Origin of the sequence: Nocardia sp. CY41 (genome assembly GCF_009829325.1) — a bacterium.
GTDB lineage: Bacteria > Actinomycetota > Actinomycetes > Mycobacteriales > Mycobacteriaceae > Nocardia.
Window position 1 is genome coordinate 12,292 of the sequence record NZ_VUOS01000016.1, and the last position, 19,374, is coordinate 31,665.

22 protein-coding genes are annotated in these 19,374 nt (G+C 68.1%); 9 read left to right on the forward strand and 13 right to left on the reverse strand.

Features of this window, described 5'->3' with window-relative positions; translation table 11 throughout:
* Window positions 1-13 precede the first annotated feature (13 nt).
* The 3 genes from GVY64_RS18825 to GVY64_RS18835 form a co-directional block, all read right to left on the reverse strand.
* On the reverse strand, window positions 14-613 hold the full coding sequence (locus tag GVY64_RS18825) for a DUF3558 domain-containing protein (protein ID WP_159843192.1): 600 nt from the start codon (window positions 611-613) through the stop codon (window positions 14-16).
* On the reverse strand, window positions 610-996 hold the full coding sequence (locus GVY64_RS18830; protein ID WP_159843194.1) for a hypothetical protein: 387 nt from the start codon (window positions 994-996) through the stop codon (window positions 610-612). The genes GVY64_RS18825 and GVY64_RS18830 overlap by 4 nt, the downstream gene beginning before the upstream one ends.
* Before the next feature lie 189 nt (window positions 997-1,185).
* Window positions 1,186-2,382: an FAD-dependent monooxygenase gene (locus tag GVY64_RS18835; RefSeq protein WP_159843196.1), complete on the reverse strand. Its 1,197-nt coding sequence runs from the start codon at window positions 2,380-2,382 to the stop codon at window positions 1,186-1,188.
* 112 nt (window positions 2,383-2,494) lie between these two features.
* On the opposite strand from GVY64_RS18835, the gene GVY64_RS18840 reads away from it, so the two are divergent.
* Both GVY64_RS18840 and GVY64_RS18845 read left to right on the forward strand, forming a co-directional pair.
* A complete protein-coding gene (locus GVY64_RS18840; RefSeq protein ID WP_159843198.1) occupies window positions 2,495-3,211 on the forward strand; it encodes a TetR/AcrR family transcriptional regulator in 717 nt (238 codons plus the stop codon).
* Window positions 3,212-3,234: 23 nt separating this feature from the next.
* On the forward strand, window positions 3,235-3,657 hold the full coding sequence (locus GVY64_RS18845; protein ID WP_159843200.1) for a limonene-1,2-epoxide hydrolase family protein: 423 nt from the start codon (window positions 3,235-3,237) through the stop codon (window positions 3,655-3,657).
* A 7-nt stretch (window positions 3,658-3,664) separates the two neighbouring features.
* Here GVY64_RS18845 and GVY64_RS18850 read toward each other — a convergent pair whose 3' ends face one another.
* Entirely contained in the window at window positions 3,665-3,937 is a 273-nt protein-coding gene (locus tag GVY64_RS18850) for a hypothetical protein (protein WP_159843202.1), read from the reverse strand.
* A gap of 86 nt (window positions 3,938-4,023) precedes the next feature.
* Between GVY64_RS18850 and GVY64_RS18855 the strand changes: the two genes are divergently transcribed.
* The 4 genes from GVY64_RS18855 (at window position 4,024) to GVY64_RS18870 (ending at window position 7,794) form a co-directional block, all read left to right on the forward strand.
* Complete coding sequence (locus GVY64_RS18855) at window positions 4,024-4,392, forward strand: DUF488 domain-containing protein (protein WP_159843204.1); 369 nt, start codon at window positions 4,024-4,026, stop codon at window positions 4,390-4,392.
* 266 nt (window positions 4,393-4,658) lie between these two features.
* Window positions 4,659-6,044: a PhoH family protein gene (locus GVY64_RS18860; protein ID WP_159843206.1), complete on the forward strand. Its 1,386-nt coding sequence runs from the start codon at window positions 4,659-4,661 to the stop codon at window positions 6,042-6,044.
* Between the two features lie 188 nt (window positions 6,045-6,232).
* Entirely contained in the window at window positions 6,233-6,835 is a 603-nt protein-coding gene (locus tag GVY64_RS18865; RefSeq protein WP_159843208.1) for an LGFP repeat-containing protein, read from the forward strand.
* Window positions 6,836-6,936: 101 nt separating this feature from the next.
* Entirely contained in the window at window positions 6,937-7,794 is an 858-nt protein-coding gene (locus tag GVY64_RS18870) for an acyl-ACP desaturase (RefSeq protein ID WP_159843210.1), read from the forward strand.
* Between the two features lie 145 nt (window positions 7,795-7,939).
* On the opposite strand, the gene GVY64_RS18875 is transcribed toward GVY64_RS18870, so the two are convergent.
* Window positions 7,940-9,343: a class II fumarate hydratase gene (locus GVY64_RS18875; protein ID WP_159843212.1), complete on the reverse strand. Its 1,404-nt coding sequence runs from the start codon at window positions 9,341-9,343 to the stop codon at window positions 7,940-7,942.
* Between the two features lie 596 nt (window positions 9,344-9,939).
* The gene (gene glpX, locus GVY64_RS18880) at window positions 9,940-10,983 is read right to left on the reverse strand and encodes a class II fructose-bisphosphatase (protein WP_159843215.1); all 1,044 of its coding nucleotides are present in this window, start codon (window positions 10,981-10,983) and stop codon (window positions 9,940-9,942) included.
* A gap of 129 nt (window positions 10,984-11,112) precedes the next feature.
* On the opposite strand from glpX, the gene GVY64_RS18885 reads away from it, so the two are divergent.
* On the forward strand, window positions 11,113-11,679 hold the full coding sequence (locus GVY64_RS18885; RefSeq protein WP_159843217.1) for a DUF4245 domain-containing protein: 567 nt from the start codon (window positions 11,113-11,115) through the stop codon (window positions 11,677-11,679).
* A gap of 197 nt (window positions 11,680-11,876) precedes the next feature.
* Window positions 11,877-12,368 (forward strand): GNAT family N-acetyltransferase, encoded by a 492-nt coding sequence (locus tag GVY64_RS18890; RefSeq protein WP_236566972.1) that lies wholly within the window; start codon window positions 11,877-11,879, stop codon window positions 12,366-12,368.
* A gap of 21 nt (window positions 12,369-12,389) precedes the next feature.
* Here the strand turns inward: GVY64_RS18890 and GVY64_RS18895 are convergent, their stop codons facing one another.
* The 4 genes from GVY64_RS18895 to GVY64_RS18910 are packed head-to-tail and all read right to left on the reverse strand — an operon-like array spanning window position 12,390 to window position 14,996.
* On the reverse strand, window positions 12,390-12,734 hold the full coding sequence (locus GVY64_RS18895; RefSeq protein ID WP_159843221.1) for a VOC family protein: 345 nt from the start codon (window positions 12,732-12,734) through the stop codon (window positions 12,390-12,392).
* Window positions 12,731-13,006 (reverse strand): exodeoxyribonuclease VII small subunit, encoded by a 276-nt coding sequence (locus GVY64_RS18900; RefSeq protein WP_434086151.1) that lies wholly within the window; start codon window positions 13,004-13,006, stop codon window positions 12,731-12,733. The genes GVY64_RS18895 and GVY64_RS18900 overlap by 4 nt, the downstream gene beginning before the upstream one ends.
* Before the next feature lie 2 nt (window positions 13,007-13,008).
* On the reverse strand, window positions 13,009-14,325 hold the full coding sequence (gene xseA, locus GVY64_RS18905; protein WP_159843223.1) for an exodeoxyribonuclease VII large subunit: 1,317 nt from the start codon (window positions 14,323-14,325) through the stop codon (window positions 13,009-13,011).
* The gene (locus GVY64_RS18910; RefSeq protein WP_159843225.1) at window positions 14,322-14,996 is read right to left on the reverse strand and encodes a lipid droplet-associated protein; all 675 of its coding nucleotides are present in this window, start codon (window positions 14,994-14,996) and stop codon (window positions 14,322-14,324) included. Before GVY64_RS18910 ends, xseA begins: the two co-directional genes overlap by 4 nt.
* Before the next feature lie 294 nt (window positions 14,997-15,290).
* Here GVY64_RS18910 and GVY64_RS18915 point away from each other — a divergent pair, with 294 nt between their 5' ends.
* Window positions 15,291-16,301 (forward strand): 4-hydroxy-3-methylbut-2-enyl diphosphate reductase, encoded by a 1,011-nt coding sequence (locus GVY64_RS18915; protein WP_159843227.1) that lies wholly within the window; start codon window positions 15,291-15,293, stop codon window positions 16,299-16,301.
* Window positions 16,302-16,473: 172 nt separating this feature from the next.
* Here GVY64_RS18915 and GVY64_RS18920 read toward each other — a convergent pair whose 3' ends face one another.
* The 3 genes from GVY64_RS18920 to GVY64_RS18930 all read right to left on the reverse strand — a co-directional run bounded on the left by GVY64_RS18920 (window position 16,474) and on the right by GVY64_RS18930 (window position 19,148).
* Window positions 16,474-17,334, reverse strand: coding sequence for a Tn3 family transposase (locus GVY64_RS18920; RefSeq protein WP_159843229.1), 861 nt, complete (start codon window positions 17,332-17,334; stop codon window positions 16,474-16,476).
* The gene (locus tag GVY64_RS18925) at window positions 17,232-18,623 is read right to left on the reverse strand and encodes a hypothetical protein (protein ID WP_159843231.1); all 1,392 of its coding nucleotides are present in this window, start codon (window positions 18,621-18,623) and stop codon (window positions 17,232-17,234) included. Before GVY64_RS18925 ends, GVY64_RS18920 begins: the two co-directional genes overlap by 103 nt.
* Window positions 18,624-18,851: 228 nt before the next feature.
* Window positions 18,852-19,148: a DUF4158 domain-containing protein gene (locus tag GVY64_RS18930; RefSeq protein ID WP_328820973.1), complete on the reverse strand. Its 297-nt coding sequence runs from the start codon at window positions 19,146-19,148 to the stop codon at window positions 18,852-18,854.
* Window positions 19,149-19,374 lie beyond the last annotated feature (226 nt).

The window sequence follows — 19,374 nt, forward strand, 5'->3', positions numbered from 1 at the left end:
GCTTCCCCGGTGTTCAGCTGCCCGCGGGCAGCAACGGTGCGACTGCTCGGGCGATATCGGTGGCGTTGTCACACGGCGACAGTTTTCGCGGATGCTTGCCGCTCGGATCATCGACGAGGATGTACAGGGAGCCATCGTGCATCTCGATGTTGACCGTGCAGCCGCCCGGAACGTCCGGGCGAACTTCGTACCGCAACCCGTTCCGGCTTCCGATGGGGACATCTGTAGCAGAAGGAAACTTCTTCTTGACTTGCTCGAGCGTCCCGTCGGTCGTCTGGATCGTGAAACTGTATCCGGCTCGTGCGACGTACCGGCAGCCTTTCCAGCTGACCCCGTCGGTGCTGTTCTGCTTCGGTGCGGGCGGCAGCGCGTCCCATTGGTGCTCGGCCAAGAACTGTGCAGTCAAGGCGGTGCAGGGATCGAACGAGGCCTGCCGGCCTGGCTCGGCGCTGGCGCTCGCCCCGGTGCGCGAGGCATCCGCGGCTCTGGTCGATGTCGTCGGCTCCGATGACATGGTCTCCCCGCCACAAGCGGAGAGCATTACAGCCAGTATCGAGGCTGTGAGCACGAAACGGCTTGTGTGCCGGAGACTTCTGTCCACGTAGCCGATCATGCGCCGAGTTCCCGCAGCCTGGCCGCGAACTCGGCATCGGTGCGCTGGTAAGTGTCGCTGATCGCCTTGAACATGGCTCGGATCTCCTCCGCGACTGCGATGTACTCGTTCAGAGTGTCGTAGGCATTGTTCGGACCGCCGAACGCCTTCTCTCGGAACAGCCGGACGAGTTCCAATGCCGAGGAGAGACGCGGATTGTCCTCGCCCAAACCCCACTGCGCTTTCTCGCCGAGCTCGCGAGCATCCGCGCGGGCGCCGGTGAGCTGGTCGATCAGCTCACCGCACGCCTGGTCGATCGCCACGAACCCTTGCGGGTCCATTCGCACCCGCAAGGCCCCGTTTTTCGCAGCCTCGATGTGCCCGGGAAACGGGCTGTCCGCCATCGCCGCCCCTTCCGTCAGTGCCGTCTGACCTTATAGACGCGCCCCGTCTCGCTCCGGTTCCATCGAAACACAGCGGGTTGCGCGGGGAGCCTCGTCGCGCCGGTCGTCATCGCCGGTGCGATGGTCCGGAGCTGGGATGTTGTGCCGAATCCCGGTGGCGGGCCGGCTGTCAAGGCCGCTGACGAACGGTCAGCGCGGATCCGTCGCGCCGACCAGCGCGGGGTAGTCCTGCAAGTCGATGTCGTTGGCGGCGCTGTCGCTGTACTTCGTCATCAGCGCGAACATCCGGGATCCGAGGAACCAGTTGCGCATCTTGATGCCGCGCGCGGTCCTCGGCGCCAGGAAGCGACCGGCGTTGCTGTTGCCCGCGATCTTCGCGTAACGCTTCATCATCGCGTCGTAGCGGGTGAAGGCGACGGTGTGATCCCCGTCGGCCGCGGCCAGTTCGCCCGCGATGACGTACGCGCCGACCACGGCGAGCCCGGTGCCGAAGCCGCCCAGCGTGTTCCCGTACCCAGAGTCACCGACCAGCGCGACTCGTCCCTTGGTGTACCCGTCCGGCATCCTGACCTGACCGATCGAATCCAGGTAGAAGTCATCGAATTCGCCGAGTTCGGCGAGCATTCGCGGCACCTCCCACCCCATCCCGGCGAAAGTCTCGGCGACGATGCGCCGCTGGGCCGCGCTGTCGTCGCGGGCGTAGTCCAGTTCGGGGGCGGCGAACATGTACATCTGCTGCGCCTTCGGGCCCCCGCTGATCGCGAGTCGTCCCGGCGCGTTGTAGGCGTGCGCGACCATCCGTTCGCGCGGCCCGGTGGTCGTGCCGTGCCACGGGCTGGCGCCGGCGACGGCGTAGTAGTAGCCCAGGTGCTTCACGAAGTCCCGCTCGGGGCCGAAGGCCAGTCTGCGGACCCGCGAGTGGATGCCGTCGGCGCCGAAGACGAGGTCGAAGGTGCGGGCGGGCGCGTGCTCGAACTCGACGTGCACGCCGGCCGCGGTGTCCGTGAGCGCGGTGATCGAATCGCCGAAGAGGTATTCGCAGTGGTCGGCGGTGCGCCGGTAGATGATCTCGGACAAGTCCCCGCGCAGGATCTCGATGTCGCCACCGGTGAATTCCCCCGACATCACCGCCAGTCGTGCGCCCCGCTCGTCCACGAACACGGTGTCGGTGGTGCCGGTCCTGCGCTGCTCGATGTCGTCCAGGATGTGCATCCGCTCGAGCACGGTGCGGTGGGTTCGGCCCTTGAAGTCGACCGCCTGACCGCCGGGGCGCAAGGCCGGAGCGCGCTCGACGACGGTGACCGCGAATCCGTAACGGTGCAGCCAGTAGGCCAGCGCGGGTCCGGCGATGCTCGCGCCGGAGATGAGAACGGTGGTGTTGCGCATGCGGGCTCCTCGTGCTTATCTGCGTCCGACAGAAACTGTATCCACCGGACGCAGATCAGCGTATGGTAGACACAGTTTCGCGTCAAGACGTTCTCCCGGAAGGATCGCGGGCATGCCGACACCGACCGCACTCGAGTTGCTCTGGGGCACCGGACAACGCCCCAAACGGGGTCCGAAACCAGCGCTCTCACTCGAGCGGATCGTGGGGGAGGCCATCGCCATCGCCGACGCCGAAGGGCTGGCGAATCTGTCCATGCAGCGGGTGGCCGAGCGGCTGGGCTTCACGAAGATGTCGCTGTACCGCTACGTGCCGGGCAAAGCCGAGCTCGTCGCGCTGATGCTGGACACGGCTCTGGGCGCGCCGCCAGAACTGCGCGCCGGCCAGGAGGGCTCGGAGGACGGTTGGCGCGAGCTGCTGGACGTGTGGTGCGAGACGATCTACGAACGCTTCCGCGCCCACCCTTGGTCGCTGGAGGCGTCGGTGGGCAGGCGGCCGGTCGGCCCGAACGAACTGGCCTGGATGGAAGCCGCGCTCGGCGCGCTGGCCGGGACCGGGCTCACCACCGCCGAACGCCTGGACACCATCGTCCTGCTGACCGGTCACGCCCGCAGCCTGGCGCAGCAGGTGCGCATGGTGGACTCCGACGAGTTCGAAAGGCAGGTCGCGGGGCAGTTCGCCGAAATGGTGGCCGCCGCGGCTGATCGATACCCGGCCTCGGCGGCGGCCTTCGCCGAGGAAGGCGCGGTCGGGGGAGGGGTGGGGGCGTTGAAATTCGGTATCGCGCGCATCCTCGACGGACTGGCCGTGCTCATCGCGCGCCGCGGGTGACCGGCTCGGCCTACGCTCGGACCATGACCGACGAACCCGACCTGAAACAGGACGCGATCACCACTGTGCGGGAGTTCTTCGCCGCGCTCGCGATGGGCGCCTCCGAGGAGGCGATCGACCTGCTGCACCCGGACATCGTCTGGAAGAACACCTCGCTGCCCGATGTGCGTGGCATCCGGCGAGTCGGCGGCGTGCTGCGCGGGCTACGCCGCGACTGGCTCGGCTTCGGGGTGGACCTGCACCACATCGCCGCCGACGGCGACATCGTGCTCACCGACCGCACCGACTACCTGCGTTTCGGGCCGGTGCGCGTCGGGTTCTGGGTGACGGGCACGTTCGAGCTGCGCGACGGCCGAATCATCCTGTGGCACGACCACTTCAGCTGGGAGAACTTTTTGCGCGGCACGGCCGCCGGCCTGTGGCGCGCGGTGTCGACCCGTCGCTGATCCGACCTCAGGAGTGCTTGGCCAGGTAGTCCAGATAGACCGGCCGCAACACCTCGGCGACCGCGCCGTCGCCCGCGTGCACATAGTCGTCGAGCATGGGCAGCACGTACTTGATGTCCGCCTCGCTTTCGCCGACATTGCCCGCGGCGGCCTCCGCGGCTGGGATCGACGTGAGCAGCCGCCACAGGAACTTCACGTCACCGCGTCGCACGGCGAGCCGCATCGCCCGGTCGTGCAGTTCCTTCGACGACAGCTTCTCCAAATCCTCGTTACCGGACATACCAGCGACTCTATCCGCCGAATCGGCCGACAGCGACGGCGTGGCGAATCCGGGGGCCGCTCGCACGCCGTGCTGCGATGACTGCCATGACCCAGCAACCGCAGCCCGGCTTCCGCGTCAAGCGCGTCTACGACGAACCCGACCCCGACGACGGCACCCGAGTGCTCGTCGACCGGCTCTGGCCGCGGGGCATCACCAAAGCGCAAGCGCGGGTCGATCGCTGGCCCAAAGCGCTCACCCCGTCCACCGAGTTGCGGCGCTGGTTCCACGCCGATCGGGACGCGCGGGGCCCGGAATTCGCCCGGCGCTACCGCGCCGAACTCGCGGTTCCGGAGGTTCGGCAAGATTTGCGGGATTTACGCGCTCTGGCCGCCGAAGGTCCGGTCACATTGCTCACTGCCGTACAGGATCCGGCGCACAGCCATGTTCCGGTGTTGCTCGATGTGCTCCGTTGAGCGCCGGTGACGTGCGGGTTTACCACAAATTCACGGACACGCCTCGCGGTCCCCGAGCGCGGAACGGGGGACCGCAGGTAGCGTCGGGTGTGCGGGCCGCGGCGGTGTGGCTCGTACGGGAGGTCCTGACCGTGACTGAGCTACTCAGTACGAGGGGGCCGGCACCCGGCCCTCGTGGCGCCTGACGGCAACGTCGGGTCCATCAGGACGGACCGGTCCAGCGAGATCGTTCGTGCGACTGCCGCGCGAACACAGAGGAGCCCACCGTGACTGCTGCACGCTCCGTTTCCGCTCCCTCGGCGAACTCCAGCTCCGCGAAAGGCGGAGCCGCCGCGAAGGGGGCCCGCCCCTCGCAATCAGCCGGCAAAACCTTCGTCATCGACACGTCCGTCCTGCTGTCGGATCCCTGGTCCTTCACGCGGTTCGGCGAGCACGACGTGGTGTTACCCCTGGTGGTCATCAGTGAACTCGAAGCCAAACGGCACCATCACGAGCTGGGCTGGTTCGCGCGCGAAGCCCTGCGCAACCTGGACGATCTGCGCCTGCAGTACGGCAGGCTGGATCAGCAGGTGCCGATCGGCACCGAGGGCGGAACGTTGCAGGTGGAACTGAACCACACCGATCCCGCGGTCCTTCCGGTCGGCTTCCGCACCGACACCAACGATTCCCGAATCCTCGCCTGTGCGCTCAACCTCGCGGCCGAGGGCCGCGAAGTGGTGTTGGTGTCCAAGGACATTCCGCTGCGGGTCAAGGCGAGCGCGGTGGGCTTGCACGCCGACGAGTACCACGCCCAGGACGTGGTGACCTCGGGCTGGTCCGGCATGGTGGAACTCGATGTCAGCACGGCGCGCATCGATCAGCTCTACGCCGAGTCCGTGATCGATCTCGACGAAGCGCGAGAGTTGCCTTGCCACACCGGCATTCGGCTGCTCGGCGTCAGTTCGAGCGCGCTGGGCCGGGTTACACCGGACAAGCGGGTGCAGCTGGTGCGCGAGCGCGAGGCGTTCGGGCTACACGGCCGTTCCGCCGAGCAGCGCATCGCGCTCGACCTGCTGCTGGACGAGAGCGTCGGCATCGTCTCGCTGGGCGGCCGGGCGGGTACCGGCAAGTCGGCGCTCGCGTTGACCGCGGGCCTGGAGGCGGTGCTCGAACGGCGGGCCCAGCGCAAGGTGGTGGTCTTCCGCCCGCTCTATGCGGTGGGCGGCCAGGACCTGGGCTATCTGCCCGGCACCGAGAGCGAGAAGATGGGCCCGTGGGCACAGGCGGTCTTCGACACGCTCGACGGGCTGGCCAGCCGCGAGGTGATGGAGGAGGTGCTCAGCCGCGACATGCTGGAGGTGTTGCCGCTGACCCATATTCGCGGGCGGTCGCTGCACGACTCCTTCGTGATCGTGGACGAAGCCCAGTCGCTGGAGCGCAATGTGCTGCTCACGGTGCTCAGCCGGCTGGGAACCGGCTCGCGGGTGGTACTCACCCACGATGTGGCCCAGCGCGACAATCTGCGCGTCGGCAGGCACGACGGTGTCGCGGCGGTGGTCGAGAAACTCAAAGGCCACCCGCTTTTCGCGCACATCACGCTGACCCGTAGCGAGCGCTCGCCGATCGCCGCGCTGGTCACCGAGATGCTGGAGGAGTACGGTCCCAACGCCTGATCCGGCGGTGCCGTCCGACGCGGTGTTTCACGGCATATCCGGTGGGTATCATCCGCCGCGATAGCTGTTCGGTATGACCCGGTGACCGTCCTCGGTCACCGGGTCATCGCCTGACAATCGGCCGAGGCTACTCGTGGCGCCGTCACGGAGTCCGTGGTGTGCCGGTAGCCCACAGCGAGAGGATGGACATGCACCACTTCGCTCGACGAACGGCTGGATTCACCGCAGTGCTCGCCGCGGCAGGGTTGGTCTTGGCCGGCTGCGGCGACGATGACGACAAAGGCGACGGCGCCAAGACCGGCATGGCCAGCATGACCGGCATGGTCACCTCGATGGTCAGCCCGGGCAGCGCCACCGGGAGCCCCACGCGCACCGGGGAGGAGCCGACCGGCACCACGGGCGCCACGGCCACCACGGGGGCGAGCGCGGAGGGCACCAAGATCGCCACTCCGGGCGGCGAGATCAGCGTCGACGGCGACATCTACGAGAAGTACACCCAGCTCGGCGGCCCGACCGGCACGCTCGGCCTCCCGCTGGAAGCCGAGGAGAAGGGCCCTGACGACGGGGAATACCAGGACTTCGCGGGCGGCACGATCTACGAGGCCAAGGACGGGGAACCGCACGTCGTCTGGGGCGAGATCCGCAAGGCGTGGGAGGACAACGGTGGCGCGCAGGGGCCGCTCGGCTACCCGGTCAGCGACGAGAAGGACATCCCCGGCGGCAAGCAGAGCGACTTCTCCGGCGGCACCATCACCTGGGTGAACGGTACTATCACCGTCACGCCGAAGTAGGAGCCAGATATTCGGCGTCCGGGGTCGCGGTGTGGTCCCGGTTGCCTGTGAATCCCATCCATCCGCTCCCGCTCCGCGGGCCAAGCCGCTAGGTTATCTCGGTGCAAACTCTCCTGACCGACCGCGAACTGCTCGAATCGCTCGCGGTGGACGTAGAACTGCTGCTGCGTAAGCACGTCGATGTCGCCGACGGGTGGCAGCCCCACGACTTCGTGCCGTGGGACGACGGGCGCAACTTCGCCTTCCTCGGCGGTGACGACTGGACGCCGGAGCAGTCCGAACTCGGCGAAACCGCCAAACTGGCGTTGACCGTCTCGGTGCTGATCGCCGACAACCTGCCCTCGTATCACCGCGAGATCGGCAAGTACCTGCGCACCGGCGCGTGGTGGCGCTGGGTGGGCCGCTGGACGGCCGAGGAGAACCGCCACGAGATCACCATCCGCAACTACCTCATGGTCACCAGGGCCGTCGACCCGGTGGAGCTGGAGCGGTTGCGCATGGAGCACATGACCAAGGGCTTCCGCCGCCCGGCGATGCACCTGCTCGACGTGCTGGCCAACTGCGCGTTCGAGGAGGCCGCCAGCGCGGTCCGGCATCGCAACACCGCCGCGCTCGGCGAGAATCCCCTGGTCACCGCCATCGCGGAGCGGATCGCGGCGGACGACGAACTGCAGTCGGTGTTCTTCGCCGACCTGGTCGCCGCCGCGCTCGATCTGGTGCCCGACCAGACCGTGCGGGCCATCGCCGACCGGGTCGCCGGCTTCGAGGTCCCCACGGTGACGCTGCCCGACGGCCGCAGCAGCGACGCGGTGCTCGCCGAGGCGGGCATCTACGATCGCGCCAAGGAGGGCGAGCTGGTCTTCGCCCCCTTGCTGCGGCGGTGGAACATCTTCACTCGGACCGATTTCGGTCCGGACGGGGAGCTGGCGCGCGACGAGCTCGCGCACTTGCGCGACTGACCTGCCGTCATCCGGTCCGTCGCGACGGCCGCGTTCGGCGAACGCCACCTCGGTAGCCGCACGGTTATCGAGGTGGCGTTCGTTTCGGCACGGCGGCCGATGACGCCTGTGGTGACGGTCGGGTGTGGCGGCGAGGATGGTCTGGTCAGTCCTGGTCCACCACCTTCGCCATGGCCAGGACATCGAGACGGCGGTCGAGTTCTTCCTCGGTCAGCTTCTCGCCCAGCAGACCGCGGTCGATGACGGTCTGGCGGATGGTCTTCTTCTCCTTCAGCGCTTCCTTCGCCACCGCGGCCGCCTCCTCGTAGCCGATCGCCGAGTTCAGCGGCGTCACGATCGACGGCGACGACTCGGCGAGCGTGCGCAGATGCTCGACATTGGCGACCAAACCGCGCACGCACTTGTCGGCGAACAGGCGGGAGACGTTGGCCAGCAGGCGAATCGACTCCAGCAAGTTGCGCGCCATCACCGGGATGTAGACGTTCAGTTCGAAGGCGCCGTTCGCGCCCGCGAAGGCGACCGCGGCGTCGTTGCCGATCACCTGCGCGCCGACCTGGGTCACCGCCTCGGGGAGCACCGGGTTCACCTTGCCGGGCATGATCGAGCTGCCGGGCTGCAGGTCCGGCAGCTGGATCTCGGCCAGTCCGGTGAGCGGGCCCGAGCCCATCCAGCGGATGTCGTTGGCGATCTTGGTGAGGCTCACCGCGATCGTGCGAAGCGCGCCGGACGCCTCGACCAGGCCGTCGCGCGCGGCCTGTGCCTCGAAGTGGTCCTCGGCCTCGCGCAGCGCGTCGATGTCGGTGGCGCGCACCAGTTCCGCGACGACCTTCGCGCCGAAGCCCTCCGGCGCGTTCAGACCGGTGCCGACCGCCGTTCCGCCGATCGGCAGTTCGCCCAGCCGCGGCAGCGTCGCCATGATGCGGTCGATGCCCGCGGCGACCTGACGGGTGTAGCCGCCGAATTCCTGGCCGAGCGTCACCGGGACCGCGTCCATCAGGTGGGTGCGGCCGGACTTCACCACGGTCCGCCATTCCACCGACTTGTCCAGCAGCGCCAGCCGCAGATGCTCCAGCGCGGGAACCAGATCGGTGATGACCGCTTCGGTAGCGGCGAGATGAGTTGCGGTGGGGAAGGTGTCGTTGGACGACTGCGACATGTTCACGTCGTCGTTCGGGTGGACGGTGACACCCTTCGCCTTGGCCAGCGAGGCGATGACCTCGTTGGCGTTCATGTTCGAGCTGGTGCCGGAACCGGTTTGGAAGACGTCGATCGGGAACTGGTCGTCGTGCCTGCCGTCCGCGATCTCGTTCGCCGCGGCGATGATGGCATCGGCCTTCGCGGGATCGAGCAGACCCAGGTCGCGGTTCACCGTGGCGCACGCGGCCTTCAGCAGGCCGAGCGCGCGAATCTGCGCCCGTTCCAAGCCGCGTCCGCTGATCGGGAAGTTCTCCACGGCCCGCTGGGTCTGCGCCCGCCACAAAGCGTCCACCGGAACCCGGACCTCGCCCATGGTGTCGTGCTCGATGCGGTACTGCGTCTCCTCGCTCATGATCCCGACCCTATGCCGCACCCGCGTTCCGTGGGGCAGCCACGCCTGAGGTCATTCGCACACCTCGGCAGACCTTCGCCGGGGAATACGCACCGTTGGCTCGGTGGCAGTGCCACACGGCCCGGAGCTGCGCCTGCCTACCAACTCCGTACGGTGTACATGCGAAGCAGACAACCGGTCCGCAACAGCGGCACACGGCGAGGGGGAGCTTGAAGCGGGCGACGGCCGAGCAGATCGGCGGTCCCGCCCCGGGATCGTTGAGCCTGGCCCGCGCACCGGCTGAACCGGAACAGCGACCGTCGCGCACCCTGCGTGCCTGCGGGTGAAGACGGTCCCTGCCCCGCTGTCCGATCGCCCACCAGTGGAAAAGCGACCGGCACGATAAACCGCGCACATCGGGGGTACGGTCTCCACATTACGGAACCACTGACCCCAACTCCCGGTTCCGAGCGCAGCGAGACCGAGCATCCGCCCGTTCGCGGCCCGGCTCGCGTTTGCGTGGCCGCCGCGTCCGCGACGAAGTCGCAAGCGGTGGTTGCGCAGACGCGAGCCATAAGGGGGCCGCGAACACCCAGCGCCGCAGGCGCTGGAAAAAATTACGGCAGCGGCGGGACCGCGTGTTCGTCGCCGATGAAATCGACCGAGGAGTATTCGCGCAGCTTGGTCAGGCGGTGGTAGGCGTCGATCATGCGGACCGTGCCGGACTTCGAGCGCATGACGATCGACTGCGTGGACGCGCCGCCACCGTAGTAGCGCACGCCGCGCAGCAGGTCGCCGTCGGTGACGCCGGTGGCGCAGAAGAAGACGTTCTCGCCGGAGACGAGGTCCTCGGTGGTCAGCACGCGGTCGAGGTCGTGACCCGCGTCGATGGCCTTCTGCCGTTCCTCGTCGTCCTTCGGCGCGAGCATGCCCTGCAGCTCACCGCCCATACAGCGCATCGCGGCGGCGGCGATGATGCCCTCGGGGGTGCCGCCGATGCCGACCAGGATGTCGGTGCCGGAATCGGGGCGGGCCGCGGCGATCGCGCCTGCGACGTCACCGTCGGAGATCAGGCGGATGCGGGCGCCCGCGTCGCGCACCTGCTGAATCAGCTCGGCGTGCCGGGGACGGTCCAGGATGCAGACGGTCAGGTCGGACTTCGCGGAGTTCTTCGCCTTGGCGACCCGGCTGATGTTTTCGCCGATCGGGGCCGAGATATCGATCACGTCGGCGGCGTCGGGACCGACGGCGATCTTGTGCATGTAGAACACCGCGGAGGGGTCGAACATGGCGCCGCGCTCGGCTACCGCGAGCACCGAGATCGCGCCGGGCACGCCCTTGGACATCAGCGTGGTGCCGTCGATCGGATCCACCGCGAAGTCCACTTCGGGGCCGGTTCCGTCGCCGACGGCCTCACCGTTGTACAGCATGGGCGCTTCGTCCTTCTCGCCCTCGCCGATGACGACGACGCCGCGCATGGACACCGAGCTGACCAGCTGCCGCATGGCGTCGACGGCGGCGCCGTCGCCCCCCTCCTTGTCGCCGCGTCCGACCCACCGGCCCGCGGCCATCGCCCCGGCCTCGGTCACGCGGACCAGCTCGAGTGCGAGGTTGCGGTCGGGCGCCTCGCGGCGGCTAGGTGTGGGAGAAGTTGCCGTCATTGCGGGGTGCCTCCTGTGCGTCGGTACGTACCGGTCAATTGTCTCATTCGATATGGCACGGGCGTACACCCCTGCTCGAGGTGTCGGGGTGCGCGGGGCGGTGTCGCCGCGCGAGTGGATACTGGGAGCGTGTCGTACCAAAAGCCGCGCATCCTGAACGACTACCGGGATCTGTTCTGGTCGCTGATCCCGTTGGTCCTGATCGCGCTGGTGTTCGCGGGGCTGGCCAGCCAGTGCAGTTTCGCCGCGAACGGTCCGACCCAGGGGCAGATCCCGCACTTCGACGCGCGGGCGGCGCTCACCGCCGATGCTCGTTCCCTCCCGTTCCCGATACGCAACCCGGATCTGCCCGCGGAGTGGACGCCGAATTCGGGTAGTCGCGAGTCCATCGGCGGCAACGGCGGCGGTCCGGTCAGCACGGTCGGCTACATCACGCCGCAAGGCACCTACATGCGTTTCAGCCAGAGCAATGCGACCGAGGAGGCGCTGGCCCGATTCGTGCTCGGGTCCCGGTACGCCAGCGGCACCGAGCAGGTCGGCGCGCAGAAGTGGGTCGTCTACGCCGAGCAGGGCTCGGAGACCGCGTGGATCACCGACCTCGGCCAGTCCCGCGTGCTGATCACCGGTGCGGGCAACCAGGCGGCGTTCAGCACGCTCGCACAGGCGATCGCCGCCGCCCAACCACTGAAGCCCTGAAATACGCTTGCCTTCGTCCGCGCGCGACCGTTAGGTTTGCCGCGGTACGAGACACGTGCCGAACCGGATCTCGGAGGTCGATGAATATGGCTGTCATCAGCTGTATTCCGCATGCCTTCGCCGGTTCGCGCGCCACTGATTCTTCCCGCAGACGCGTCGGCGCGAACCAGTCTTTTCTCGATGACCAGGAGTGTCACGTGTCTGTTTCTCTTTCCGCCGATCTGCTCACCGACCGCCTGATCCTGCGCTCGTGGACCGCCGCGACGGCCGCCGCCGTGCTCGGCGACGGGCGTCACGCCGGGTGGGCGGCGGACTTCCCCGCCGAGGGCGATCGCGTCATCGCCGGTCTGCTCGCCGCCCATCCGGACTGGTACGGGCCGTTCGGGCACCGGCTCGTCGTGGAGCGAGCCGGTGGGCTCGTGGTCGGATCGATCGGGCTGTTCTGGCCGCCCGCCGACGGTGAGCTGGAGATCGGCTACGGCATCGTCGCCTCGCGTCGCGGCCGCGGCTACGCCACCGAGGCCACCGTCGCGTTGACGACGCACGCGCGCACCGCGCCCGGCGTCCACGCGGTGCGCGCGGACGTGGACCTGTCCAATCCGTCGTCGGTACGCGTGCTGGAGAAAGCCGGGTTCGAGCAGGTGAGCAGCGTGGACGGCGTCGCACGGTTCCGCATCGCACTGCGCTGACGGTGACCCTGGGGACTGTCGTCAGCGGTGGCTGACCACGTTGACGACGGTCCCGCTCGGGTCGCGCACGAAGAAGCGGCGCACACCCCAGGGCTCGTCGCGCAAGGGGTAGACGACCTCGGCTCCGGCGGCGGTCACCGCCGCGTGCACGGCGTCGACGTCATCCACCTCCACACTCATGTCCGGCTGGAGTTGTTCGGCGTCGGGACCGACGAGCAGGACTTGGGCGGTCGGGTTGGACGGCGAGGCCATCGCCACGACCCAGCCCAGGTCCATCGCCTCCTGGAAGCCGAGCAGCCGGTAGAACGCGCGGCTCGCCGCCAGGTCGGTGGTGCGGATGTCGGGCGTGGCCCGGCGGATCGTCATTCCTGCCGCTCCAGGTCGGTGCGGTGCAGTGCGTCCTCGACGCGCTTGCGCGCGCCAGCCAGGTGCTCTTCGCAGCGAGTGGCCAGCGCCTCGCCCCGCTCCCACAGCGCCAGCGATTCGTCCAGGTCGAGGCCGCCTTGCTCGAGGATCTTGACCACGTTGACCAATTCGTCGCGCGCGCGTTCGTAGCCGAAACCGGCGATCTCGGCCGCGTCGTCGGCCGGATCGGCGCCTGTCCCGTTCTTGTCCGTGGACTTGCCGGATTCGGCCAAGATCAGTTCCTCCCTGTGTCGGTGTGCCGCGCGCCGAGCGCCTGGGTGCCGAGCGCGGCGGCGGTGACGGCCCCGTCGGCGACCCGGATGCGCAACTGGCTGCCCGCGGGCGCGTCCTCGATCGAGCGCACCACCTCCCGATCCCGGCCGGTGACACGCTGTACGACAGCGTAGCCACGGGCCAGCGTGGCGGCGGGGCCCACGGCGGTGAGTTTCTCGCGCAGGTGCCGGGTGGCCGTCCCCTCGGTGCGGATCAGCTGCTCGGTGGAGCGGCGCGCGGCCGTGCGCAGGCGTTCGACCTCTTCCTGACGGCGATCGATCTCGCGCAGGGGGTCGGCCAGCACGGGCCGTGAGCGCAGTTGAGCGAGCGCCTTGGTCTCCCGGTCCACCCAGCCGCGCAGTGCGGCGGCGGTGCGTTCGCGCAGTTCGCGGATGCAGGCCAATTCGGCGGCGGCGTCCGGGACGATCCGCTTGGCGGCGTCGGTCGGGGTGGCCGCGCGCAGATCGGCGACGAAGTCGCTGAGCGGGTTGTCCGGCTCGTGGCCGATCGCGCTGACGATCGGCGTGGTGGCGGCCACGATGGCACGGCACAGTGCCTCGTCGGAGAACGGCAGCAGGTCTTCCACGCTGCCGCCGCCGCGCGCGAGCACGATGACCTCGACGGCCGGATGCCGATCGAGTTCGGCGAGCGCCGTGAGCATCTGCGCCACCGCGGTGGGGCCCTGTACGGCTGTGTTGCGAATTTCGAAGCGCACGGCGGGCCAGCGGTTCCGGGCGACGCTCAGCACGTCGCGCTCCGCGGCGCTCGCGCGTCCGGTGATCAGGCCGATGGTGCCGGGCAGGAACGGGATCGGGCGCTTGAGCCGGGGATCGAACAAGCCCTCGGCGGCCAGCAGCGCCTTCAAGCGTTCGATGCGGGCCAGCAGCTCGCCGATGCCGACGGGCCGGATCTCCAAGACGCGCAACGAGATCGTGCCGCGTCCGGTGAAGAACGAGAGCTTGCCGTAGACGACCACCCGGCTGCCCTCTTGCAGGGGCACGGGGGAATTGCGGATGAGATCCGGGTCGCAGGTCACCGACAGCGACATGTCGGCGGACGGGTCGCGCAACACCAGGAACGCGGTGCGGGTGCCCGGACGGAGATTGATCTGGGTGATCTGGCCCTCCACCCAGATGCTGCCGAGCCGGTCGATCCACTGGGCGACCTTGATGGACACCGAGCGCACCGGCCAAGGGTGCTCGGCGGAGTTGGCCGGTGCGGCGGGTTGGCCGGAGGTCTCCCGGCCAGCCGCCGACGAGGGGGTCCGGGGTTCGGTCACTGGGCCTGCACAGTGGCGATCCGGTTCGTGAGCATGGTCACGAACGGCGCCCTGGCGCGGGTGTGCTGCTCGTACTCCAGCAGCGCGGTGAGGTCTTCGATCGTCAGCAGGCGCAGCCGGGCGCGCAGCTGGGCCAGGGTCATGTTGGCGTAGTCGTAGCGGACGGCGACCTCCGGCTCGGCGATGGCGGGCGCCTCGGCGACGGAGTCGGGGTCGGGGTCGGGGTCGGCCGGATCCGGATCGGCCGGTTCCGGCTCCACGGCCGGCGGCTCGGCGATCGTCGTCACCGACGCGACGTGGCCGTTGGTCGCACCGGTACGGGTGTCGTCGGTGAACGATTCCGGCGCGCGGAACGGTTCGGGATCGTCGGCGGTGTAGAGATCGAATCGACTGGCGCGGAGCGTGGTGGGGCTCGGATCGTCGGCGATGTCCTCGTCGAACGTGGCCCATTCCGGCTGTTCGACCGGGCGGTGGGACAAACGGTCGAAGACCGCGTCGCCCTTCAGCGCCAGACTCGTCACGAACTGCTGGACGTGCATCGTCGTCTGCAGCACCTGACTGATGGCCGTGATCGGGAAATTCATTGCCGCCGTGGGTAGGCGGCGGGATTCCTCGAGGGCGTATACGGCGGCTCCGGCGGCGACCCGGGCCAGAAAGGGTGGTCGAAACATGGTCCTAGCCTGCCCGAAATGGTGTGTTATGCAAAGGAGGGGTGCGCGCGGTTCGGATATTCGCCGATCCCGGCGCGCGGCCGATCGGCGGGAATTACGCGGCCCTGTGCTCATAATGCGGAGAATAAACCCAGGTCCCGACGGGAGTGTCCGAGACATTCGCCGCGGCGGGTCGGCCATACGGTCGGGCCGGGCTTTCCACCGCAGTTCGCGGCCGTACGCGGCGGCTCGCGCGCGATGTGACGGGCAACTCCCCGACGTGGCGTGCTCCCGGTCCGCACGTATCCTGTGGGCATGTCTTCGGCCATTCCCTTGAACGTCGGAATCGCCCGCTCGGCAGGCGCCGGAAACGCCGTCGCCGAGGGCGGAAAACGCGTGCTGCTCGCGGAGCCGCGCGGATACTGCGCCGGCGTGGACCGTGCGGTCGAAACCGTCGAGAAGGCGCTGGATAAGCACGGGGCGCCCATCTACGTGCGCAAGGAGATCGTGCACAACCGGCACGTCGTGGAGACGCTGCGCGACCGCGGCGTGGTCTTCGTCGACGAGACCGACCAGGTCCCCGAGGGCGCGGTCGTGGTGTTCTCCGCGCACGGCGTGGCGCCCACGGTGCACGCGACGGCCGCCGCGCGCAATCTGCACACCATCGACGCCACCTGTCCGCTGGTGACCAAGGTGCACCAGGAGGCGAAGCGCTTCGCCCGCGACGACTACGACATCCTGCTGATCGGTCACGAGGGTCACGAAGAGGTGGAAGGCACCGCCGGCGAGGCGCCCGACCATGTCCAGTTGGTCGACGGGCCCGACGCGGTGGACAAGGTCAGCGTGCGCGACGAGTCGAAGGTGATCTGGCTGTCGCAGACCACGTTGAGCGTGGACGAGACGATGGAGACGGTGCAGCGGCTGCGCGAGCGCTTCCCCGCCCTGCAGGACCCACCGAGTGACGACATCTGCTATGCCACGCAGAACCGCCAGGTGGCCGTCAAGGCGATGGCGCCGGAATGCGACCTGGTGATCGTGGTCGGCTCGCGCAACTCGTCGAACTCGGTGCGCCTGGTGGAAGTGGCGCTCGGCGCCGGCGCCAAGGCCGCCTACCTGGTGGACTTCGCCCGCGAGGTCGACCCGGCCTGGCTCGACGGTGTCCGCACGATCGGCATCACGTCGGGCGCCTCGGTGCCCGAAATCCTGGTTCGCGGCGTGCTGGACATGCTGGCCGAGCACGGCTACGGCGACGTCCAGCCGGTCACCACGGCCAACGAGACCCTCGTCTTCGCCCTTCCCCGCGAGCTGCGCGACGCGCGTCGCTGATGCCGGGCCCACGCCGGTGGTGCGGGCTCTGATACTGATCGTCGGTTCACAAATAATCGGGGTGCTGGTAAGAATCGTGTCACCAGCCGCAAACGAGCGGGATAGCGCATGTCAGCATCACTTAGGTGCGTTGCCGAGGTAGCGGTGCAGTGATGTCTCGGGGATTCCGGTCTTACCGGTTATGCCGTAGAACAGCACGCTGTTGGCGCGGTTCCACGACTCGACCACGTTCAGGCCCGACTCGATTCGCGTCGCAGTTCCCGGCTGCGAAGGTAGCGGCACAGGAAGATCGTTTTCTGCACCCGACCAGCTCGATCATCGCCTGATAGGTGGGATGGTTGGCGTTGGCCTTCATGAACCTGTGCAGGATCGCTTCCGTCGAGGCGGTGCGGGTGCGGATCGCGGCGGCGTACTTGAGCATCTGGTCGTACTGCTGGGCAATCAGTTCCCACCGAATCGGCCGCTTCAGCGCTGGTCCCAGTGCGGGCCACAGCCCAGACTCGCCGGTAGCGGGCCGGTACAGCCGGCATTTGTTGATCCGCTTGATCCTGGGCAGCAGATCGAATCCGAGCAGCCGGGTGACCCCGAACCCGATTTCGGACTGCCCGTGCGAGTCGACGTAGTTGCCGGCGACGGTCATCCCCGTGCCGTGGTGGATCGCTCCCTCCACCATCGCGTGCACCTCGGACGCGGTGCAGTTGAGCAACTGGGAGTGGATGATTACCGAGCCCTTCTCCACGCTCCAGCAGATCAGCACGCCGCGACCGCCGTAGCGGGAGTGCCACTCGGTGAACATGTTCTGGTCCCACGACCCGAAGTGTGTCGAGTCCGACGCGACCGCGGTGGAGCCCTCGCCCCACAGGCTCGTCCGGCGGATGCGGAACGTGGCGTTGGTGATCTCGATCGCGATGCGCCGCGCCGCCTCGACGCTCAGGTAGCGGCGGCGCGCATAGCGTGTGTCGTCCTCGCCTTGGCCGTGGTCGCCGCCGGATACCAAGCGGATGGTGTTGGTGCCGTAGGCGTAGATGCCCAACAGCAGCCGCTCGGCCAGAACCTCCTCCGGCAGTTGACCGCAGTCGGCCACGGACGTGGCCGCCGCAAGCAACCGGTGCGAAGCACGGCCTCCTCGACCATATCGATCAGGGGGACTACGCCCCACCGGGTGCGCACCGCCTTCTTCAACTTCCGAAGGTTCTGGGGCTCCGGGGCCTTGGGAATCGGAGTCAGTCTGATCGCGCCCGACCGGCGTTCGCCGATGTCCAGCCGCGGGCACTTCGGCAGCGCCTCGTCCAGGGCATCCAGCTCGGCTCGCAGAGCCTCGATGAACTCTGTCGGGTCCAGCGGTTTGCGCAGCGCCTCGTAGTGCTCGGTGCGGCGGGCCTCGAAGTCGATCGGCAGATCCTCGGCCGGGTTGCGCCACTTGTCCGCATCGACCACCCAAATCACCTTGCACTGCAACTTATCCCGCAGGGACTTGAGCGTCGCGACCTCGTACACCATCCGCATCACTCGACGTTTCCCACGCTTGTCGGGCTGATACGCAAGGTCCTGCCATTCCGCCGTCAAACCCCGATGAGCCGACGGGTTCTCTTCGGGAGGGTAGTAGCGCAGGTTCGCCGCCCCGGCATATCGGACCACCAGAACCAGGGCGTCGAGCACCGGCAGGGGGGCGGTGTTGTTGGAGCGGAACTCCAACACGCTCAGCAGCTTGATCAGCCCGGTCCGGTAGTGGCCGGTATAGGAGCCCTTCAACGTCGCCTTCACCGTGCGCTGATACGTCGGCCCCGCGGACTTGAACTCGGCCAGCAGATCCCGCAGCGTCGCCTGCGACGCCACCGGATACACCGAGTCGCGCACCAGTTTTTCCCCGGCGTCCACGGTGGCCTCGGCGAGCCGGAACAGCAGGTTCTCCTTGCCGGTGACCTTCTTGAACTTCTTGATCAACTTGTTGGTCACCCGGATCTCGGCGCGGGCGTTGATCCGATGCACCGTCGCGCAGAACAGGTCCACCAGCGTGTCGGTCAGTTCCCCATGACGGCAGTGCAGCAACACGGCCAGCAACGTGTGCGTCACTTCCCGGAGCGTGGTCGCGCAGGTGGCTGGGCGACTCCACCGCCGCTCGGCCCACCAGCCGGTCACGATCTTCGCTGCGACACCGGCGAACACGTCACCAGGCACGCCGATCGCCCGCACAGCCTGAAGTTTCTCGATCTCGGTCAGCATCGTGTTCAGGCTCACCGCGCCGGGATCGGACTGGATCGCCGCTAGCACCGCCGGCCCGTCGTCATCCTCGCCTCCCGTGTCGGCGATCAGCGTCTGCATCCGCGCCTTGACCCGTTTGTCGATGCGCGAGTCGACCAGCTGAACAGCAGCTCCTCGCCGCGATGCAGCGCCGACGACACAATCCGGTCGATGCGTCCGGCCGTCGGCGGCTCGATCTTCTTCGTATGGCACTGGGCCAGCGCGTGTTCGTGCACCACCTCGGGCAACTGTTCCCTGCGTCACGTGCTCGACCAGCCACTCGGCCAGCGCGTCGGCATCGGCCACCGATCACTCCCGAAACCTCAGCGCCATGCGGATCTGCGCACGGTGGTACTCGATGGTCCGGCCTGACCACTCGTAGAACGCGATGTCGGTCGGGGCCACCCGCACTTGGCGGACGACGTACTCCACCGCGTCGTCTGCAAGTTCGGACCGGCTGCGCGGGAACGGACCCCACTCGGTGTAGAAACGCAGCAGCAGAGCAAATCCAAGCCGCGTAGCTTTCCGCTTGCCCGAAACAAGCTCTAGCTCATCGCCGACGAGCGTCCAACGATCGATCAGCTCGTCCTGATCCAACTCCCTCATCACGCGCGGAAGCTACACCGCAACCGGCCCTTCACATCACGAATGCCGGCTTGCGGCTGGTGATACGATTCTTAACAGCAGGGTCTATCTCGCTAAGGGGGGAGTGTCTGATCTCCGGTGTATCTGATCTCGGTCTGACTGGCCGAGCCTGAGGGTTCGGCGGGAAGGATCATTTGATGTCGGAGACACTCGAATCCGTGGTGGATGCGGTGGATCAGAAGAAGCT

Bases quoted from the DNA above. Each gene is read 5' to 3' on its own strand.
- GVY64_RS18825 (WP_159843192.1), bottom strand. From the start codon at position 613: ATGATCGGCTACGTGGACAGAAGTCTCCGGCACACAAGCCGTTTCGTG.
- GVY64_RS18830 (WP_159843194.1), bottom strand. From the start codon at position 996: ATGGCGGACAGCCCGTTTCCCGGGCACATCGAGGCTGCGAAAAACGGG.
- GVY64_RS18835 (WP_159843196.1), bottom strand. From the start codon at position 2,382: ATGCGCAACACCACCGTTCTCATCTCCGGCGCGAGCATCGCCGGACCC.
- GVY64_RS18840 (WP_159843198.1), top strand. From the start codon at position 2,495: ATGCCGACACCGACCGCACTCGAGTTGCTCTGGGGCACCGGACAACGC.
- GVY64_RS18845 (WP_159843200.1), top strand. From the start codon at position 3,235: ATGACCGACGAACCCGACCTGAAACAGGACGCGATCACCACTGTGCGG.
- GVY64_RS18850 (WP_159843202.1), bottom strand. From the start codon at position 3,937: ATGTCCGGTAACGAGGATTTGGAGAAGCTGTCGTCGAAGGAACTGCAC.
- GVY64_RS18855 (WP_159843204.1), top strand. From the start codon at position 4,024: ATGACCCAGCAACCGCAGCCCGGCTTCCGCGTCAAGCGCGTCTACGAC.
- GVY64_RS18865 (WP_159843208.1), top strand. From the start codon at position 6,233: ATGCACCACTTCGCTCGACGAACGGCTGGATTCACCGCAGTGCTCGCC.
- GVY64_RS18875 (WP_159843212.1), bottom strand. From the start codon at position 9,343: ATGAGCGAGGAGACGCAGTACCGCATCGAGCACGACACCATGGGCGAG.
- glpX (WP_159843215.1), bottom strand. From the start codon at position 10,983: ATGACGGCAACTTCTCCCACACCTAGCCGCCGCGAGGCGCCCGACCGC.
- GVY64_RS18895 (WP_159843221.1), bottom strand. From the start codon at position 12,734: ATGACGATCCGCCGGGCCACGCCCGACATCCGCACCACCGACCTGGCG.
- GVY64_RS18910 (WP_159843225.1), bottom strand. From the start codon at position 14,996: ATGTTTCGACCACCCTTTCTGGCCCGGGTCGCCGCCGGAGCCGCCGTA.
- GVY64_RS18915 (WP_159843227.1), top strand. From the start codon at position 15,291: ATGTCTTCGGCCATTCCCTTGAACGTCGGAATCGCCCGCTCGGCAGGC.
- GVY64_RS18925 (WP_159843231.1), bottom strand. From the start codon at position 18,623: ATGCAGACGCTGATCGCCGACACGGGAGGCGAGGATGACGACGGGCCG.
- GVY64_RS18930 (WP_328820973.1), bottom strand. From the start codon at position 19,148: ATGAGGGAGTTGGATCAGGACGAGCTGATCGATCGTTGGACGCTCGTC.